The sequence below is a fragment of the Cupriavidus sp. SHE genome, from assembly GCF_000812445.1.
GTDB classification, from domain to species: Bacteria; Pseudomonadota; Gammaproteobacteria; order Burkholderiales; family Burkholderiaceae; genus Cupriavidus; species Cupriavidus metallidurans.
Genome location: NZ_JWMB01000039.1, coordinates 76,586 through 93,012 on the forward strand (window position 1 = coordinate 76,586; position 16,427 = coordinate 93,012).

General features: G+C 63.9%; 16 protein-coding genes and 1 tRNA gene. 7 read left to right on the forward strand and 10 right to left on the reverse strand.

Annotation, left to right across the window (positions count from 1 at the left end):
- Position 1 precedes the first annotated feature (1 nt).
- The 4 genes from RN01_RS19620 (at position 2) to RN01_RS19635 (ending at position 3,131) form a co-directional block, all read left to right on the forward strand.
- Complete coding sequence (locus RN01_RS19620; protein WP_024569513.1) at positions 2 to 1,366, forward strand: pitrilysin family protein; 1,365 nt, start codon at positions 2 to 4, stop codon at positions 1,364 to 1,366.
- A gap of 108 nt (positions 1,367 to 1,474) precedes the next feature.
- Positions 1,475 to 2,107 carry a 16S rRNA (guanine(966)-N(2))-methyltransferase RsmD gene (gene rsmD / locus RN01_RS19625; protein WP_024569512.1) on the forward strand — a complete coding sequence of 211 codons (633 nt, stop codon included), beginning with the start codon at positions 1,475 to 1,477 and terminating at the stop codon, positions 2,105 to 2,107.
- Between the two features lie 211 nt (positions 2,108 to 2,318).
- Positions 2,319 to 2,804, forward strand: coding sequence for a pantetheine-phosphate adenylyltransferase (gene coaD / locus RN01_RS19630; RefSeq protein ID WP_011515175.1), 486 nt, complete (start codon positions 2,319 to 2,321; stop codon positions 2,802 to 2,804).
- Between the two features lie 66 nt (positions 2,805 to 2,870).
- Positions 2,871 to 3,131, forward strand: coding sequence for a YfhL family 4Fe-4S dicluster ferredoxin (locus RN01_RS19635; RefSeq protein WP_017511014.1), 261 nt, complete (start codon positions 2,871 to 2,873; stop codon positions 3,129 to 3,131).
- Between the two features lie 122 nt (positions 3,132 to 3,253).
- On the opposite strand, the gene pth is transcribed toward RN01_RS19635, so the two are convergent.
- From pth to RN01_RS19670, 7 genes are all read right to left on the reverse strand, one after another.
- Entirely contained in the window at positions 3,254 to 3,850 is a 597-nt protein-coding gene (gene pth / locus RN01_RS19640) for an aminoacyl-tRNA hydrolase (protein ID WP_011515176.1), read from the reverse strand.
- 174 nt (positions 3,851 to 4,024) lie between these two features.
- Positions 4,025 to 4,636 (reverse strand): 50S ribosomal protein L25/general stress protein Ctc, encoded by a 612-nt coding sequence (locus tag RN01_RS19645; protein ID WP_017511015.1) that lies wholly within the window; start codon positions 4,634 to 4,636, stop codon positions 4,025 to 4,027.
- Between the two features lie 170 nt (positions 4,637 to 4,806).
- Positions 4,807 to 5,760 carry a ribose-phosphate pyrophosphokinase gene (locus RN01_RS19650; protein ID WP_008650936.1) on the reverse strand — a complete coding sequence of 318 codons (954 nt, stop codon included), beginning with the start codon at positions 5,758 to 5,760 and terminating at the stop codon, positions 4,807 to 4,809.
- A gap of 95 nt (positions 5,761 to 5,855) precedes the next feature.
- A tRNA-Gln gene (locus RN01_RS19655) sits at positions 5,856 to 5,932 on the reverse strand.
- Positions 5,933 to 5,999: 67 nt separating this feature from the next.
- Complete coding sequence (ispE, locus tag RN01_RS19660) at positions 6,000 to 6,878, reverse strand: 4-(cytidine 5'-diphospho)-2-C-methyl-D-erythritol kinase (RefSeq protein ID WP_017511016.1); 879 nt, start codon at positions 6,876 to 6,878, stop codon at positions 6,000 to 6,002.
- Entirely contained in the window at positions 6,875 to 7,489 is a 615-nt protein-coding gene (gene lolB, locus RN01_RS19665) for a lipoprotein insertase outer membrane protein LolB (protein WP_024569511.1), read from the reverse strand. The genes ispE and lolB overlap by 4 nt, the downstream gene beginning before the upstream one ends.
- An 85-nt stretch (positions 7,490 to 7,574) precedes the next feature.
- Positions 7,575 to 9,482: a tetratricopeptide repeat protein gene (locus RN01_RS19670; RefSeq protein ID WP_017511018.1), complete on the reverse strand. Its 1,908-nt coding sequence runs from the start codon at positions 9,480 to 9,482 to the stop codon at positions 7,575 to 7,577.
- 270 nt (positions 9,483 to 9,752) lie between these two features.
- Between RN01_RS19670 and mutM the strand changes: the two genes are divergently transcribed.
- The 3 genes from mutM (at position 9,753) to mutY (ending at position 14,204) form a co-directional block, all read left to right on the forward strand.
- Positions 9,753 to 10,646 carry a bifunctional DNA-formamidopyrimidine glycosylase/DNA-(apurinic or apyrimidinic site) lyase gene (mutM, locus tag RN01_RS19675; protein ID WP_011515181.1) on the forward strand — a complete coding sequence of 298 codons (894 nt, stop codon included), beginning with the start codon at positions 9,753 to 9,755 and terminating at the stop codon, positions 10,644 to 10,646.
- Positions 10,647 to 10,977: 331 nt separating this feature from the next.
- Positions 10,978 to 12,921, forward strand: a complete 1,944-nt coding sequence (locus RN01_RS19680; protein WP_017511020.1) for a dynamin family protein — start codon at positions 10,978 to 10,980, stop codon at positions 12,919 to 12,921.
- A 131-nt stretch (positions 12,922 to 13,052) separates the two neighbouring features.
- Positions 13,053 to 14,204: an A/G-specific adenine glycosylase gene (mutY, locus tag RN01_RS19685; protein ID WP_017511021.1), complete on the forward strand. Its 1,152-nt coding sequence runs from the start codon at positions 13,053 to 13,055 to the stop codon at positions 14,202 to 14,204.
- A 21-nt stretch (positions 14,205 to 14,225) separates the two neighbouring features.
- Here mutY and RN01_RS19690 read toward each other — a convergent pair whose 3' ends face one another.
- The 3 genes from RN01_RS19690 to RN01_RS19700 all read right to left on the reverse strand — a co-directional run bounded on the left by RN01_RS19690 (position 14,226) and on the right by RN01_RS19700 (position 16,272).
- The gene (locus RN01_RS19690) at positions 14,226 to 14,879 is read right to left on the reverse strand and encodes an LON peptidase substrate-binding domain-containing protein (RefSeq protein WP_011515184.1); all 654 of its coding nucleotides are present in this window, start codon (positions 14,877 to 14,879) and stop codon (positions 14,226 to 14,228) included.
- Positions 14,880 to 14,925: 46 nt separating this feature from the next.
- Entirely contained in the window at positions 14,926 to 15,816 is an 891-nt protein-coding gene (gene rapZ / locus RN01_RS19695) for an RNase adapter RapZ (RefSeq protein WP_024569510.1), read from the reverse strand.
- A 114-nt stretch (positions 15,817 to 15,930) separates the two neighbouring features.
- Positions 15,931 to 16,272, reverse strand: a complete 342-nt coding sequence (locus RN01_RS19700; protein ID WP_017511023.1) for a PsiF family protein — start codon at positions 16,270 to 16,272, stop codon at positions 15,931 to 15,933.
- Positions 16,273 to 16,427 lie beyond the last annotated feature (155 nt).

Below are 16,427 nucleotides of genomic sequence, written 5' to 3' on the forward strand. Positions count from 1 at the left end.
AATGTCCTTGTCTGTTATGACGATTGCGTCTCCGCGCCTGTTGCGCCGGCTTGCCGGCGCGGCCTTCGGGGCAGCGGCGCTGCTGGCCAGCGCTGTTGCCCACGCAGCCATTCCGATCGAAAGCTGGACGGCCTCCACGGGCGCGAAGGTGTTCTTCGTGCCGAGCCCGTCGATCCCGATGCTTGACGTCAATATCGACTTCGACGCCGGCAGCCGGTATGACCCGCCCGGCAAGGCCGGCCTTGCCACGCTGACCGCGGCGCTGCTCGACAAGGGCGCCAGCGCGCAGGATGGCCAGCCGGCCCGCAATGAGGCGCAGATCGCGGATGCCTTTGCCGATACCGGCGCCGATTTTGGTGGCGCAGCGGGCGGCGACCGTGGCGGCATTGGTTTGCGCACGCTGACCGCTTCGCCGGAACGTGAGCAGTCACTGCGTCTGGCGGCCCAGCTAATCAAGGCGCCGACCTATCCGGACGCCGTGGTGGCACGCGAAAAGCAGCGCCTGATCACGGCCATCCGCGAGGGCGACACACGGCCGGGCGTAATCGCGGACAAGAAGCTGTCGAAGGCGATCTATCCGAGCCATCCATATGGCGTATCGGCCACAGCCGAAACTGTCGGGTCGATCACGCATGACGACCTGGTCAAGTTCTGGCAGGACAACTACACGGCGAAGCGCGCCGTGGTGACGTTGATCGGCGCGATCGACCGCAAACAGGCCGAACAGATCGCCGAGGAACTGACGCGTGGCTTGCCTGCCGGCGCGGCCCCGCCGACGATGCCGGACGTGCAGATGACGATCCCGGCCAGCGAGCAACGGATTCCCCATCCGGCCCAGCAGGCCAGCGTGGCGCTCGGGCAGCCGGCCATCGCGCGCGGCGATCCGGATTACTTCCCGTTGCTGGTCGGCAACTACGTGCTCGGTGGCGGCGGCTTTAGCTCGCGCCTGACCGATCAGGTTCGGGAGAAGCGCGGACTCACCTACGGCGTGGACAGCTACTTCTCGCCGTCCAAGCAGCCGGGGCCGTTCAGTGTCTCGCTGCAGACCAAGAAGGAAAACACCAACGAGGCGCTGGCGCTGGTGCGCGAGATCGTCGCGAAGTATGTGGCGGAGGGGCCCACGGATGCTGAACTGCGCGCGGCCAAGGATAATCTGGTCAATGGTTTCCCACTGCGCATCGACAGCAACCGCAAGCTGCTGACCAACGTGGCCAATATCGGCTGGTATGGCTTGCCGCTGGACTACCTGGACACGTGGACGAGCCAGATCAACAAGGTCACGCGCGAACAGGTGCGCGCCGCATTCCAGCGGCATGTGCATCCGGACGCCATGGCGACGGTGATCGTCGGCGGCCCGGAAAAGTGACGCGTCGGACGTGATTTCGCGTGGCTTGGCGCCCATGTGTGGGCCGGGCCACCCGCGGCGGCGGCTGACCTTGCTGTGCCGGCGCGTGGCAGGCTCTACAATCACGGCATGAATTCGCAATCCCGACCTTCGCCCGCACCGCGCGGGCGAACTTCTGTTCCCCGCAAGTCCCCCACCCAGGTGCGCATCATCGGCGGGCGCTGGAAGCGATCGCTGCTGCCGGTGCTCGAAGCCGAAGGGCTTCGTCCGACGCCTGACCGTGTGCGCGAAACGTTGTTCAACTGGCTTGGCCAGGACCTGTCCGGCCTGACCTGCCTCGACCTGTTCGCCGGTTCGGGCGCGCTCGGCTTCGAGGCAGCGTCCCGGGGGGCCAGTGCCGTGACGCTGGTCGAAGCCAACCCGCACGTGGTGCGCCAGCTCCGCGATAACCAGTACCGGCTCGATGCCTCGCAGGTGAAGATCATCCACAGCGACGCCTTCGCGGCAGCCGCGCAGATGCCGGCGGCCAGCTTCGACGTGGTATTCCTGGACCCGCCCTTTGCCGAAGACTGGCTCGGGCCGGCGCTCGAACACGCGGCGCGTCTGTCACGTCCGGGGGGAGCCATCTACGTCGAAACGGATCGAGCGCTGATCGGCCCGGATGCGCCGATACCGGCGTCCCTGGAGATCGTTCGCCAGGCGCGCGCGGGGGCGGTGCATTTCCATCTGCTGCAGCATCGCCTCGCCAACGGCGCTGGTTGACCTGGGTCGTACGACCTCTTTGGTATGCCAGACAAGGGTTTGCGGGCCTGCTGCGGCGCGGCAGAAATGCGGTCTGATGGACTTCCAATTGCCCCGTTTGGGGTTACACTACGCCGCTGTTGTTTGTTCAACGCCCGTCACGCAGCAAGAATCACATTGACTCGGCCCCGCTGATTTGTGGGCCGGCAACGGGCAGCCCAAAGGAGGAAACATGGTCGTCGCCGTCTATCCCGGTACATTCGATCCCATGACCCGGGGACACGAGGATCTCGTCCGCCGTGCGTCGAATATCTTTGACGAACTCGTGGTCGGCGTGGCGCATAGCCCCAACAAGCGGCCGTTCTTCTCGCTCGAGGAGCGTATCGGTATCGCGCGTGAAGTGCTTGGCCACTACCCGAATGTGCGTGTGGAGGGTTTTTCGGGACTTCTCAAGGACTTTGTCCGCAAGAACAACGCGCGCGTGATCGTGCGCGGCCTGCGCGCCGTCTCCGACTTCGAGTACGAGTTCCAGATGGCGGGCATGAACCGTTACCTGCTGCCGGACGTCGAAACGATGTTCCTGACCCCTTCGGACCAGTATCAGTTCATTTCGGGCACGTTCGTGCGTGAAATCGCGGTGCTGGGTGGCGACGTCAGCAAGTTCGTCTTCCCCTCCGTGGAGCGCTGGCTTCAGGAGAAGATCGGCAAAGCCGAATAGAATAGAGGCCTTCGATGCCGTCTCCGTGGCCAGTCGGGCGCGGGCGGATCGCAGGAAGGAAATATCATGGCGCTGATGATCACCGACGACTGCATCAATTGCGACGTTTGTGAGCCTGAGTGCCCGAACGAAGCCATCTCGATGGGGCCCGAGATCTATGAGATCGACCCCAACAAGTGCACCGAGTGTGTCGGCCATTTCGACGAACCGCAGTGCCAGCAGGTATGCCCTGTGGCGTGCATTCCGAAAGACCCGAACCACGTCGAAACGCACGAGGTGCTGATGCAACGCTATCGGCTGCTCACGGCAGCCAAGCACGTGGCCTGAAGCCGGACTTTTATCCGGCTGCTATCGTTCCGGCCCCCGCAGGCAAGAGCAGAAAAGAGAAACCCCGCGAAACCGTCAGGTTTGCGGGGTTTTTTCTTTGGAGCCGGCTGTCGGGGCGCGTGCTATCGGCCCGTGTGCAGTTCCATCATCGCGCGCTCGCTCTCGCCGCGCGCAAGCGTGCCCAGCGGGCCGATGCAGCGGTCGATCGCTTCGTCGATCGCTTGCTGCTCTTCCTTGCGTGGTGGCTTGAGCACGAAGTTGACCACGTCTTCGCGGCCACCGGCCGCGCCGCCCGGCGCGTTGCGCGGATGGCCGACGCCGATGCGCAGACGCCAGTAGTCCTGGGTAGTCAGGTGCGCCGAAATGTCCTTGAGGCCATTGTGGCCACCCGAGCCACCGCCGCGCTTGAGCTTGGCCGAGCCGGCGGGCAGATCCATTTCGTCGTGGGCGACCACGATCTCGTCGGGCAGAATCTTGTAAAAGCGCGCCAGCGACACCACGGACAGGCCAGAGCGGTTCATGAACGTGGAAGGCTTGAGCAGCCAGACATCCTGATCCCACAGACGGGCGCGTCCGGCCAGGCCGTGAAAGCGGCTTTCCACGCGCAGGGTTGTGCCACCCATGCGGGCGAGTTGGTCGACAAGCCAGAAGCCGGCGTTGTGCCGGGTGGCTTCGTACTCCGCCCCGGGATTGCCGAGGCCGACGATGAGCTTGATCATGCGTTGAGAACGGAATGCGGTAAATCGGACGCCTGAGGGCACCGTGGAACGCGACACAGGATACGCGAAAAAGCGTACGAAAAAGCCGCGCGAAAAAAAACCGCCGGCGAACCGGCGGTCTTTCTTGATGCGCCAGCGGTTGCGAGACCGCTATGGCATCTGGCGCGAAGACGCTTAGGCAGCGGGCGTTTCTTCGCCGCCTTCGGCAGCTTCCGACGACTGAGCGCCAGCCGGCAGCGTGATGCTGGCGATGGCCGGGTTTTCGTCGCCATGGGTGATGGCGGTCACGCCCTTCGGCAGCTTCAGGTCCGACAGGTGGATGGTCTGGTTCAGCTCGGCTGCGGCCAGATCCACTTCGATGAACTCAGGCAGGTCGGCCGGCAGGCACGACACTTCCAGATCGTTCAGGATGTGGCTGACGATACCGTGGCCCAGCTTCACGCCAGGAGCGGTTTCCTGGTTCATGAAATGCAGCGGCACCTTCACGTGGATCTTCTCGGAGGCCGACACGCGCTGGAAGTCAACGTGCAGCACCAGCGGCTTGAACGGGTGCATCTGGAATGCACGCAGCAGGGCCTTCTCGGACTTGCCAGCCACTTCCAGATCCAGGATCGACGAGTGGAAGGCTTCCTTCTTCAGGGCGTGCCACAGCGCGTTGTGATCCAGTTCGATCATCTTCGGTTCGGCGGCGCCGCCGTAGATGATGCCGGGGGTCTTGCCCGAATTGCGCAGGCGGCGGCTCGCACCCGTTCCCTGTACGCTACGCTCGAAAGCGACAACTTTCATTTTCAACTCCAAATGTGAAGAAGGCTGTCCGCGACCAGACAGCCTCGACTGGCGACGCGCATCATGAGATTGCGCCGCCTGAATCACGTTGGCCGCCCATTCAGGCGGCCAACGCAGTAAAGCCAAATATTCTAGCAGGTATCTGCCAGTACCGTCCCGATCAGTGTCGATCAGGCGTCGGCGAACAGCGACATGATCGAGTCGCCCCGGACGATCCGGGTGAAGGTCTCGGCCAGCAGCGGGGCGGTCGTGACCTGACGGATCTTGCCGGTCTGACGGGCTTCGTCAGACAGCGGGATCGTGTCGCACACTACTACTTCGTCCAGCGCGGACGCGGCGATGCGGGCAACCGCGCCACCCGACAGCACCGGGTGCGTGCAGTACGCGAATACCTTCTGGGCGCCACGTTCCTTCAGCACTTGCGCGGCCTTGCACAGCGTGCCGCCGGTGTCGATCATGTCGTCCATGATCACGCAGTTGCGGCCGGCGACTTCACCGATGATGTTCATCACCTCAGACACATTGGCCTTCGGGCGACGCTTGTCGATGATGGCCAGGTCGCAGTCGAGCTGCTTGGCCAGCGCACGGGCGCGCACCACGCCGCCAACGTCCGGAGACACTACCAGCAGATTGCCGTAGTTCTTCTCGCGCAGATCGCCAAGCAGGACCGGGGATGCGTAGATGTTGTCGACGGGGATATCGAAGAAGCCCTGGATCTGGTCAGCGTGCAGGTCCATCGTCAGCACGCGTTCCACGCCGGCCACTTCCAGCATGTTGGCCACGATCTTGGCCGAGATGGCCACGCGCGCCGAACGCGGGCGGCGATCCTGGCGGGCATAGCCGAAGTAGGGCATGGCTGCGGTGATGCTGCGTGCCGAAGCGCGCTTGAGCGCGTCGACCATCACCATCAGTTCCATCAGGTTGTCGTTGGTCGGCGCGCAGGTCGACTGCAGCACGATGACGTGCTTGCCGCGAACGTTTTCCTGGATTTCTACCTGGACTTCACCGTCTGAGAAACGGCCGACCAGAGCCTTGCCGAGCGGAATGCCGAGGTGCTGTACGACAGCCTCCGCGAGTTTAGGGTTGGCATTGCCGGTAAATACCATCAAGCCTTCGACGCTCATTCGGGGCACCTGTCTTGCTACTGGGGGGGCTTTGCGCCACCGGCAATGCCGGCAGCGAATTTCTGCATGTCCGCTCTGGACACTATAGGAAGTAATGGCAGGGGAAGAAGGATTCGAACCTTCGAATGCCGGAATCAAAATCCGGTGCCTTGACCAACTTGGCGACTCCCCTACACAACCTTTAACGTCTGTCGTTGCGCTGACCTTAAACTGTCAGTGCATCGCCAGGCGAAAACCTGCTATGCGAACGTTGCGAGCGGGTGATGTGACAAACTTTTCACACACCTGCCATCCCACTCGGATGGCAACCTTTCCATCACTCTCTGCGCAGTCTGCTCGTCTTCAAAGCGGGCAAATACGCAGGCTCCGGAACCGGTCATCCTTGCATGTGGACTGTAATTTTTCAGCCACTCAAGGGCTCGGGCAACTTCGCCGAACTTCGCTGTTGCTATCGTTTCCAGATCGTTGCGACCGAAAGCGAATTTGTTTGTGCAAGCAGCGAAGTCCGCAACTATAGAGATTGGAGAATTCCTTGTCAAGCGTTCGTCCGAAAATATTGCTGCGGTCGGCACATGTTGCCGTGGATGGATGACCACGAACCAGCTGTCTGGCAGCGCCACGGGCGTCAATTCCTCGCCCACGCCTTCGGCGAACGCGTTCTGGCCGAACACGAATACGGGCACGTCCGCGCCGAGCGAAAGGCCGATTCGCATCAGTTCTTCGCGCGGCAGGTTCACGCCCCACAGGTGGTTCAGCGCCAGCAGCGTGGTCGCGGCGTCGGACGACCCGCCGCCGATGCCGCCACCCATGGGCAGGATCTTGTCGATGGCGATGTCCACGCCGAAACGCGTGCCGCTGGCCGCCTGCAATGCGCGGGCCGCGCGCACGACGAGGTCGGTATCGGACGGCACCCCGGGGATGTCGGTAACACGCGTGATCACGCCATCGTCACGGCGATGAAAGTGCAGCGTGTCAGACCAGTCGATGAGCTGGAACACGGTCTGCAACGTGTGGTAGCCGTCGGGGCGGCGGCCGGTCACGTGCAGGAACAGGTTGAGCTTGGCTGGGGCCGGGCAGTTGCGCAGCTCCGGTGGCGGCAGGGCCGTGCCGACGGTCATTCTTTGTTCTCCGGGTCGATTACGAGCCGCACCGACAGCGGCGATTCATTGCCATCGCGTGCCATGTCGATACGGCGGGGCAGCGTGGTCGTGGGCGTGGCGTTCTCGGGCGTGTCCTGCCAGGCCAGGTAGCGCACGGTCCAGCCACTCTGCCGCAGGGTGTCGGGGCGGCCGTTCGCGTCGCGCGTGATGTTCGATGGTGTGCCCGGCGCGGCGCGGCCATGCAGCCAGTCACGCATGCCCGATACCGGCAACGAGAATCCGAGCGCCTGCTCCATCAGGCTGTCGACCTCGGGCGCATTGCGCGGTGCCTCGTTGGGCAGGTCGAGCGTGGCCCCGGATGGGGTCGCCGTGATGATGGCCAGCGTCTGACCCAGCGGCGAAACGAGATCGAGCCGCACGTTGCGGCCTTGTTCCTGCCAGCGGAAGCTGCCCTGCACGCCTTCGTTACGGCCGTAGCGGACGTAGTTGGCGGAGAACCGGCCGGTGTAAAGCTGGCTGGCGGCGGTTTCGCCGGCATCGAAGCCGCGCGTTGGCGCGACGCTGGCGCACGCGGCGAGCCAGAGCGGTGTGGCCAGGCAGAGCAGGGCCAATCGACGGGATCGGAGCATGTTCAAGTGTTGGGATAAATGGCGCACGCCAGAACGAACCGCCCGGGCACTGGCCCGGGCGTGCGACGTGCTTGCCTGATGTGAACTACTTCGACAGCAGGACGTTCTGGTTGTAACGGCGCAGGGTGTCGATCAACGTCTGATTTTCCGGCTCGACCTTCGCCGCCTCGTTCCACGTCTTGCGTGCCTCGTCGTGCTGGCCGAGCTGCCAGAGCACCTCGCCCAGATGCGCGCCGATTTCGGCCTCGGGGGCCTTGGCAAACGCGTTCTTGAGCAGATCAGCCGCGGGCTGCAGTTCGCCCTGACGGTATTTGACCCACGCCAGGCTGTCCATGATGTAGGGGTCATCCGGTCCGAGCTCGGATGCGCGTTCGAGCAGCTTGCGCGCTTCCGGCAGACGCTCGTTACGGTCGGCCAGCGAGTAGCCGAGTGCGTTGTAGCCCTGCTTCTGGTCAGGCTGCAGCGCGATCACTTTGAGCAGCCCACGCTCCATGCTGTCGTAGCGCTTCTCGCGTTCGTCGAGCATCGCCAGTTCATAGATCCAGTCCGCATTGTCGGGTTCGGCCTTGACGCGCTCGTCCAGTACCTTGCGCGCGCGGTCGTACGCCTTGCCGTCCATCAGCGCGGCCACCTCGGCCTGGCGGATCGCGGACATGCGCAGGGCGCGCTGTGCGGGATCGGGGATGTCTTCGGCGTCGGCCAGCATGTCGCCAAACACGGCCTGCGCATCGTCGAGCTTGCCCATGCGTGCCAGCAATTGGCCGCGCTTGGCCTGCGCGGCCAAGGTCAGGCGCGGGTCCTCGATGCGGTCGAGCCAGTCGATTGCCGCGGGATAGTCCTTCTTTTCCTCGGCGATCTGCGCCAGGTACTGGTACGCGATGTCGGGGTTGGCCGCCGGCGACTTCTCCGCCATCTGCAGGTACTCCTTCAGATAGCGTTCGGCATCGTCATAACTGCGCGCCTGCAGGCTGGTCAGTCCCAGAGCCAGCGGCACGCGCGGATCGGTCGGCGCAACCTTGCGCAGGACCTCGAACTCGGCACGGGCCGAATCCATGTCGTTCTGTTGCAGATACAGCCTTGCCAGCGTGATGTGGCCGTTGACCGACGAGGGCGACTTGGCCAGGAAGCGCTTCATCACCGCGATCGACTTGTCAGGGGCCGATTCGGCTTGCATTTCCGCAGACATGAGCGCGGCAGCCTCGAGATTCGGCTTGAGCCGAAGTGCCTCATCAAGCTCGGTCAGTGCGCCCTGGCTGTTTCCGGCGATCTCTTGCGCACGCGCCAGGGCCAGGTGGGTTTCCGGCAGCTTCGAATCGTTGGCGGTCAGGCGCTGGAGCACGGCGACTGCGCCTGCGGGGTCACTCGTGCGCGACATCTGCTGCTGCAATTGCAGGATGGCGTCCCCACGATGCGCGGCTGGCGCCGTCGCCAACTGGCGGCTCAGCAGGGGCTCGGCTTCCTCCCAGCGTCCGTTGAGCACGAGCAGAGTTGCCAGGACCTGGCTTGCCGCCGGCGATTTCGGCGCCAGTTCGGACCAGAGCCGGGCGCCATCCAGCGCCTGCTGCGAACTGCGCGCGTTGAATGCGATTTCGGTGGCGCGCTGGGCCAGTCTCGGGTCACGCGTTTCGCGAGCGAGATCAATATAGGTCCGGTATGACGCGCCGGCCATCCCACGTTGCAGTGAGATTTCCGCCGCCAGCACTCGGTAGAGGATGTCCGGCGACAGCGAAACATTGGGTAGCGGCGTCCGCTGCACGCGTGCTGCCGACGACGGCGCCGGAACGTCGATGACCTCGTCATCGTTCTGGGCAACCTTGGCCGGTGCGGCATGGGAAGCGAGCGAAACCAGCGCCAGGCACGCGGCCACGCCCAAGGCGCGCGCATGGCGACGGAAACGTCCGGCGGGGGAAATCGTCGGACCGGTGACAGTGAAAGCTTTCATTTGCGAAGATTCCGGGCGCATGGCCTGAAAGGACGAAAGATGGTCCTGCATGAAATCGATGCTCCGGCGCGCGGGGGCGTTGCAGTCAATGGAGGCATTGTAGCCTGCCGCTACAATGCGCTGCTTGCCTTGCCCGGCGCCCTTGGGTTGGCTACGTACGGCAACCCGCACAATGCGCGCCGCTTCCGGTCACATGGCAGGGCAAATCCTGCCTCGTTGGATCAGAAAAACAGGCAAGAGGTTCTTGGGAACTGATTAGATAAGGGCTGATAAGGGTCCGGAAGCCTGCTGCCGGCCGGCGGATGGACTAAAGGGGGGGCGATGCCAGAACTGCCGGAAGTCGAGGTCACGCGGCGCGGATTGCTGCCGCACGTAGTGGGCCGCCGCATTGCCGACGTGATCGTGCGCCACCGGGGCTTGCGCTGGCCGGTCGAGCCGGAGTTGGAGGCGCGACTGACGGGCCGCATCATCGGCCGTATCGAGCGACGCGGCAAGTATCTGCTGCTGGAATGCCTGCCGCCGGCCGACGCGACCCGGGCGGGGACAGGCGAGGACGCCGCGCCGGGCTGGCTGCTGGTGCACCTGGGCATGACGGGCACGCTGCGCGTCTATCCTGCTCCGCCCGCGCCGGGCGCGCACGATCATCTCGACCTGTTGCTGGCTGCCGGCCCAGATACCGCGGAGGCAGAGCCGGTTGTCCTGCGTTTCCGCGACCCGCGCCGCTTCGGCGCCATTCTCTGGACTCCGCTTGCCGAATCGGACCTGCCCGGGCATCCGCTGCTGAGCAGGCTCGGCATCGAGCCCTTCGACCCGCGCTTCGACGGCGCCTGGCTTCATCGAGGCATGCGCGGGCGCTCCATGGCGATCAAGCAGGCTCTGCTGGCGGGCGACGTGGTCGTCGGCGTTGGCAACATCTACTGTTCCGAGAGCCTGTTTCGCGCCGGCATTCGGCCGACCACGCAGGCTGGGCGGCTGAGCCTGGCGCGTTGCGAGAAGCTGGCCGTGGCCGTGCGCGAGACGCTGGCGGAGGCCATTGCACGCGGCGGCAGCACATTGCGCGACTTCGTAGGAAGCGACGGCAGCAGCGGCTATTTCCAGCTCGACTGTTTTGTCTACGATCGTGCCGGCGAGCCATGTCGTATTTGCGGCACTCCGATCCGTCAGATCCTGCAAGGCCAGCGATCGACGTTCTATTGCCCGCACTGCCAGCATTGATCGGTCACCGGGGCGCAAAGCCTGTCCGGGCCGGTCTGGCACGCGCCGAACCGGTCTGGATTTCTTGTTGAAATCGCCTGCCGATGGGTCGGCGCAACACTCGCGCAAGTGGAATGCCGTAAGGGGCGTGAATTCCACAAAATCGTGCAAGAAACCTGTATCGTGTGCGCAGACATAAAAAGTTACAAAATGCGCCAAGCCACCCTGCCAATGGGACATGGACCTGGCCGTCGACTTGCCAAGGGACCGCAGGGTCAGTGGAACCATCCCGGGGCCAGTTGTGCAATACGAGCCCGAAACCAATAATCCGAGCCGAAAAGCGAACCACTCCATGACGAGCCTCGCACAGCAATTCGAACAATATGGCGCCTGGAGAACCGGGGTTCTTCATTCTCTCGCCGACTTCCAGTCCTGGCTGCAGCAATACGATCTTTATGACGCCACCGCGGAAGACCGCGTGCAGCGCATCCAGAACGTGCTCAGGAGCGACCGGCTCAAGGTCGCGTTCATCGCCGAGTTCTCGCGCGGCAAGAGCGAACTGATCAACGCCATCTTCTTTGCCGACTACGGTCGGCGCATCTTGCCGTCGTCGGCGGGCCGCACCACGATGTGCCCGACGGAGTTGCGCTACGACGAGAACGAGGTGCCGTGCATCCGGTTGCTGCCGATCGAGACGCGTCTGCAGGACGCGTCCACGGCGGACTTCATGGAGCCCGGTTCGGCGAATTCTCACTGGACCACGGTACCGCTCGACCCGTCGTCGCCCGAGGGCATGCTGGCCGCGTTCCAGCACGTGGTGGAGACCACGCGCGTGAGCCCGGCCGAGGCCGAGGCGCTGGGCCTGTACAACGAGAACGATCCGGATGCCGCCTGGGCAGTGGACGCCGATGGCATGGTGGAGATCTCGCGCTGGCGCCATGCGGTGATCAACTTCCCGCATCCGCTGCTGCGCCAGGGTCTGGTGATCCTGGACACGCCGGGCCTGAACGCGATCGGTACCGAGCCTGAACTGACGCTGCGCCTGATTCCCGATGCGCACGTGGTGGTATTCGTGCTGGCCGCCGATGCCGGCGTGACCAAGAGCGACCTCGATCTCTGGCGCAGCCATGTGGGCGCCGGCCATCGCCGCGGCTGCCTGGCCGTGCTGAACAAGATCGATGGTCTCTGGGACCCGCTCAAGTCATCATCCGAGATTGCGTCGGAGATTTCGCGCCAGGTCCGTACGACCGCGCAGACACTCGGCATCGAGGAACGCCGGGTCTACCCGGTATCGGCACAGAAGGGCCTGGTGGCCAAGGTCACCAACGACGAGCCGATGCTCGTGCGCAGCAACCTGATGCAGTTCGAGCACGTGCTGTCGGATCAGCTCATTCCGCAGCGGCGCGAGATCGTGGCCGATCAGGTACAGCGCCTGGTGCAGGAGATGTCGCGCGGCGCCCAGCAACTGCTGCAGAGCCGCCGGCGCGATATCGTCGAGCAGTTGTTCGAGTTACGCGGCCTGCGTGGCAAGAACCATGCGATGGTCAAGCACATGCTGATGCGCGTGCAGAGCGAGAAGGAGGAGTTCGAGCAGAGCATCGCGAAATTCCAGGCGCTGCGGTTGGTCTTCGGGCGGCATAGCGCGGACATCATCAAGAGCCTGCAACTGCGCGACGTGCGCCGCACGATGCGCGATGCGCGCGAGCAGATGAAGGAGCGCTTCTTCTCGCGCGGCCTGCGCGAGGACATGGAAGCGCTGTTCGGCCAGCTAACCGCGTTGATTACCGACGCCGATCAGAAGATCGTCGGCCTGCATCAGCTCGTGGAAAGCATGTATCGGCGCTTCAATGCCGAACATGGTTTCACGCTGCCTTCGCCGATGCACTTCGTGACATCGCGCTATACCAACGAACTGCAGGAAACGCTGCAATTGGTGAACACGCATTTCGGCGCCGTGCACATGCTGACGCGCTCGCGTCCGCAACTGGTGCAGAACGCGTTCGCGACGATGGCCAGCCGCGTGCTCGAGAACTTCCGTGATCTGAATCGCGATATCGAGATCTGGCTGAAGTCGGTGATGACGCCGCTCGAGGCGCAGGTACGCGAGCACCAGAAGCAATTGCGCCGACGCGTCGATTCGATCGAGCGCATCCACGAGGCCACGGACACGCTGGAATCGCGCATTGCCGAACTTGAGGAAGTGCTGAACGGCCTCGATGAGCGGAGCACCAAGATCGAGAGCTTTGCGCGCAGGCTGGTGGACGCGCCCCCGGAAGCAACGGCGCGCGCGGCGTAGTCGGGAGCGTTCCCCCCTCGTCCACTTGTGGGGGAGGGGGCAGGCCCGGCCGTCTGGGAAGGGTATTGCAACTGCCGATGTATCATGTGGCGCCGCCTTTGAGCGGCGCTTTTTCTTTTCAAGATCCCGCAATGCCCCGCAAGCCTGCCGCCGCCCCCGCCATGCCCGAAACCTTCGCCGTGCCATCCGATTTCGGTATGCGCGTGGTGACGTGGCAGCGCCAGCACGGCCGACACGACCTGCCCTGGCAGAACACACGCGATCCGTACCGCATCTGGCTGTCCGAGATCATGCTGCAGCAGACGCAGGTGGCAGCGGTGATCGAGTATTTCCAGCGCTTCGTTGCGGCGCTGCCCACGGTTGCCGCTCTGGCGGCAGCGTCTGCCGACGAGGTCATGGCATTGTGGGCCGGGCTGGGCTACTACTCGCGCGCGCGCAATCTTCATCGCTGCGCCAAGACCGTGGTGGATGAGCACGCTGGCGTGTTTCCGACCGACCCCGAGGTGCTCGTGACGCTGCCCGGCATCGGTCGCTCCACGGCTGCGGCGATCGCGGCGTTCAGTGCCGGCGTTCGTTCTCCGATCCTCGACGGCAACGTCAAGCGCGTCTTCGCGCGTGTGTTCGGCATTCACGGTTATCCCGGCGAGCGCGCGATCGAAAATCGGATGTGGGCGCTGGCCGAACAGGCGCTGCCGCCTGCCGGACGTCATCAGGCAGATCACATGGTGGCCTACACGCAGGGATTGATGGACCTCGGCGCCACGATTTGCTCGCGCGGCAAGCCAGCCTGTCTGGCCGACGCAGAGGCGTGCCCGCTCGTGGCCGATTGCGTGGCCCGCAAGGACAACCTCACCGCCGTGCTGCCCACGCCGAAGCCACGCGCGGCGATTCCGGAGCGCAGCACCGTGATGCTGATCGTCCGGCATGGACGTGATGTGCTGGTGCAGTTGCGTCCCAGCAGCGGCATCTGGGGCGGGTTGTGGAGCCTGCCCGAAATGCCGGTCGACACGGTACCGTTCGATTCGGAGGCCGCCGAGGAGTCGGCGCTGGAGTTAGCCCGCGCGTATGGCTCGCCTGCGCGCGCGTATCTGGCTGGCGAGCTGACGCACGTGTTTACCCATTTTCGCTTGCTGATTCGCGCGATTCGCGTCGATCTGGACACTGTCGCGCTTGAAGGTGATGCCGCGAGCCGGTGGCTGTCTCTTGACGATCTCGATATGCTTGGCACCCCGGCCCCGGTGCGCAAGCTGCTGGAAGATCAGGCGAGGTTCGGACTCTTCTGATTTGCCCGCTCGGAAGGCGGCTCAGACGATGTGGTGCTGTCGCATGTAGCGATGCACGATCTCGATGCGCACGCCGGCATCAGGTAGCTCCATCAGCATCTGCTTGGCCTTGAGTGGCACCGGCAACAACTCGCACAGCCGGTTGACCACCCAGCTCGGATCGTCCCAGAGATAGGGCTCTCCGAAGGGCAGTTTCGGCTTGTCGGGCTGATCCGTGTGGAGCGAGGTCACGATTCGACGCAACGCGGCCAGGCACTCGCCCAGCAATTCCAGCTTGCAGTCGATGACATCCGGAGGCAGCAGTTCCACGTTCGCCACGAGCAAGCCGTCATCGCGCGTGGCGTGGGACAGCACCCGGAAGCGTTGGCGTCCGCGCGTTTCAATCAGCAGGACGCCGAGTTGCTCCACGTTGCAATCGACGATCTCCGCAAGGCAGCCGATGGATTCGGGTTCGGTGGTCTGGCCCGGCTGCGCGACTTCCTCTCCGGTGGCAATCAGACAGACGCCGAACGGCAGATGGTCGCGCATACAATTGCGCACCATGTCGACGTAGCGTTTCTCGAATACACGGAGAGGCAGACGGCCGTCTGGAAACAGGACCGTGTGCAAAGGGAACAGCGGCAGCGCATCCAGGGTAGCGGAATCGGATGCGGTGCCGGAAAGAAAGGTCGACATGCGGTTGGCCGGCTCCAGTCATGGGAAAACGGCGGGGCGCCGCGCGTCAGCTAGCGGGGGCCAACTCGCGGTGTCTGACCAGCACATTACCATGTGCCCGGAAGTAGTTGGCAAGTCTTTCCGCGATGAACACGGAACGGTGCTGGCCTCCGGTGCAGCCGATGGCGACTGTCAGGTAGCTGCGGTTGTCCGCAATGAAACTCGGCAGCCACTTCTCCACATAGGCGCGGATATCCTCGGCCATGGCCAGCACCATCGGCTGGCTCTGCAGGAAGTCGATGACTGGCGCATCGCGCCCAGTGAGCGGGCGCAGCGCGAGATCGTAATAGGGGTTCGGCAGGGAGCGCACGTCGAAGACGAGATCGGCGTCGCTGGGCACGCCGTGCTTGAACCCGAACGACTCAAACAGCAGCGTGAGCTGCTGGCTGTTCTTGTTCTCGTTCTCGTCTTGAATCAGTTCCTTGATCCAGCTGCGCAGCGTATTGGTACGCACGTTGCTGGTGTCGATGCGGTGGGCCGATTCCGCCAGCGGGCTTAGCAGCTCCCGCTCCTTCTCGATGGCCTCGATCAGCGAGGTATCGTTGGGCGTGCCAGCGGCCGTGCCAACTTCGACTTGTGCCGAAAGCGGGTGGCGCCGGCGCGTTTCCGAGTAGCGCTGAACCAGCGCATCGGTGCTGGCGGTCAGGTACAGCACCTGTACCTGATGGTTCGCGGCCAGCTCTCGCACCGTATCGGGCAGTCGCGCGAGCGATTCGCGGCTGCGGATGTCGGTGGCGACACCAAGCTGTGAGTAGCCCTGATCCGCCAGATAGCAGGCGAGTTCGGGGATGAACTGGGCCGGCAAGTTGTCGACGCAGTAGTACCCCGCGTCTTCCAGTACGTTCAGCGCGACTGACTTGCCCGAGCCGGAAATTCCGGTGATAAGGATGATCCGCATAGCGATGCAAGCATAGCATCGCGTGATGGCGGCGTCATGACACCTTCCTTAAAGCAAAATGGCGAATCGTCGCCGATTCGCCATCATTGCCATGGGATCTGTCAGATCTGGCGATCAGGCCGCCGGCTTTGACAGGCAATCGCTCATGGACTTCTTGTAGTCGTCGCCCTTCTTGCCCTTGTTTTCCTTCGAGCAGGCCGACATCTTTTCCTGCTGGGTCTTCGGTGCGGCCGGCGCGGTGGCTGCCGCGCTGCCCGACAGGCAATCGCTCATGGACTTCTTGTAGTCATCGCCCTTCTTGCCCTTGTTCTGCTTGGAACAGGCCGACATCTTTTCCTGCTGCGCGGTCGGGGCCTTGCCAGACTTTTCAGCGGCCGGGGCCGAGGCGCCTTGGGCGAACGCGCCCGTGGCGAACAGAGGGGTAACCAGCACGCACATCGCGATCAGTTTCTTCATGCTTCTCTCCTGGCTGTGGAAACACATCATGGCCGGACGCCGACCTTCAGGATGCAGCACGGCGGCTGGCGGTACCGGACTGGGCTCGATGCCCATTGAAGCACAAAACGGCGCGCGCCCAAAGCGCGTTGACGAGGGGAGGCCGGCCGCTTGTA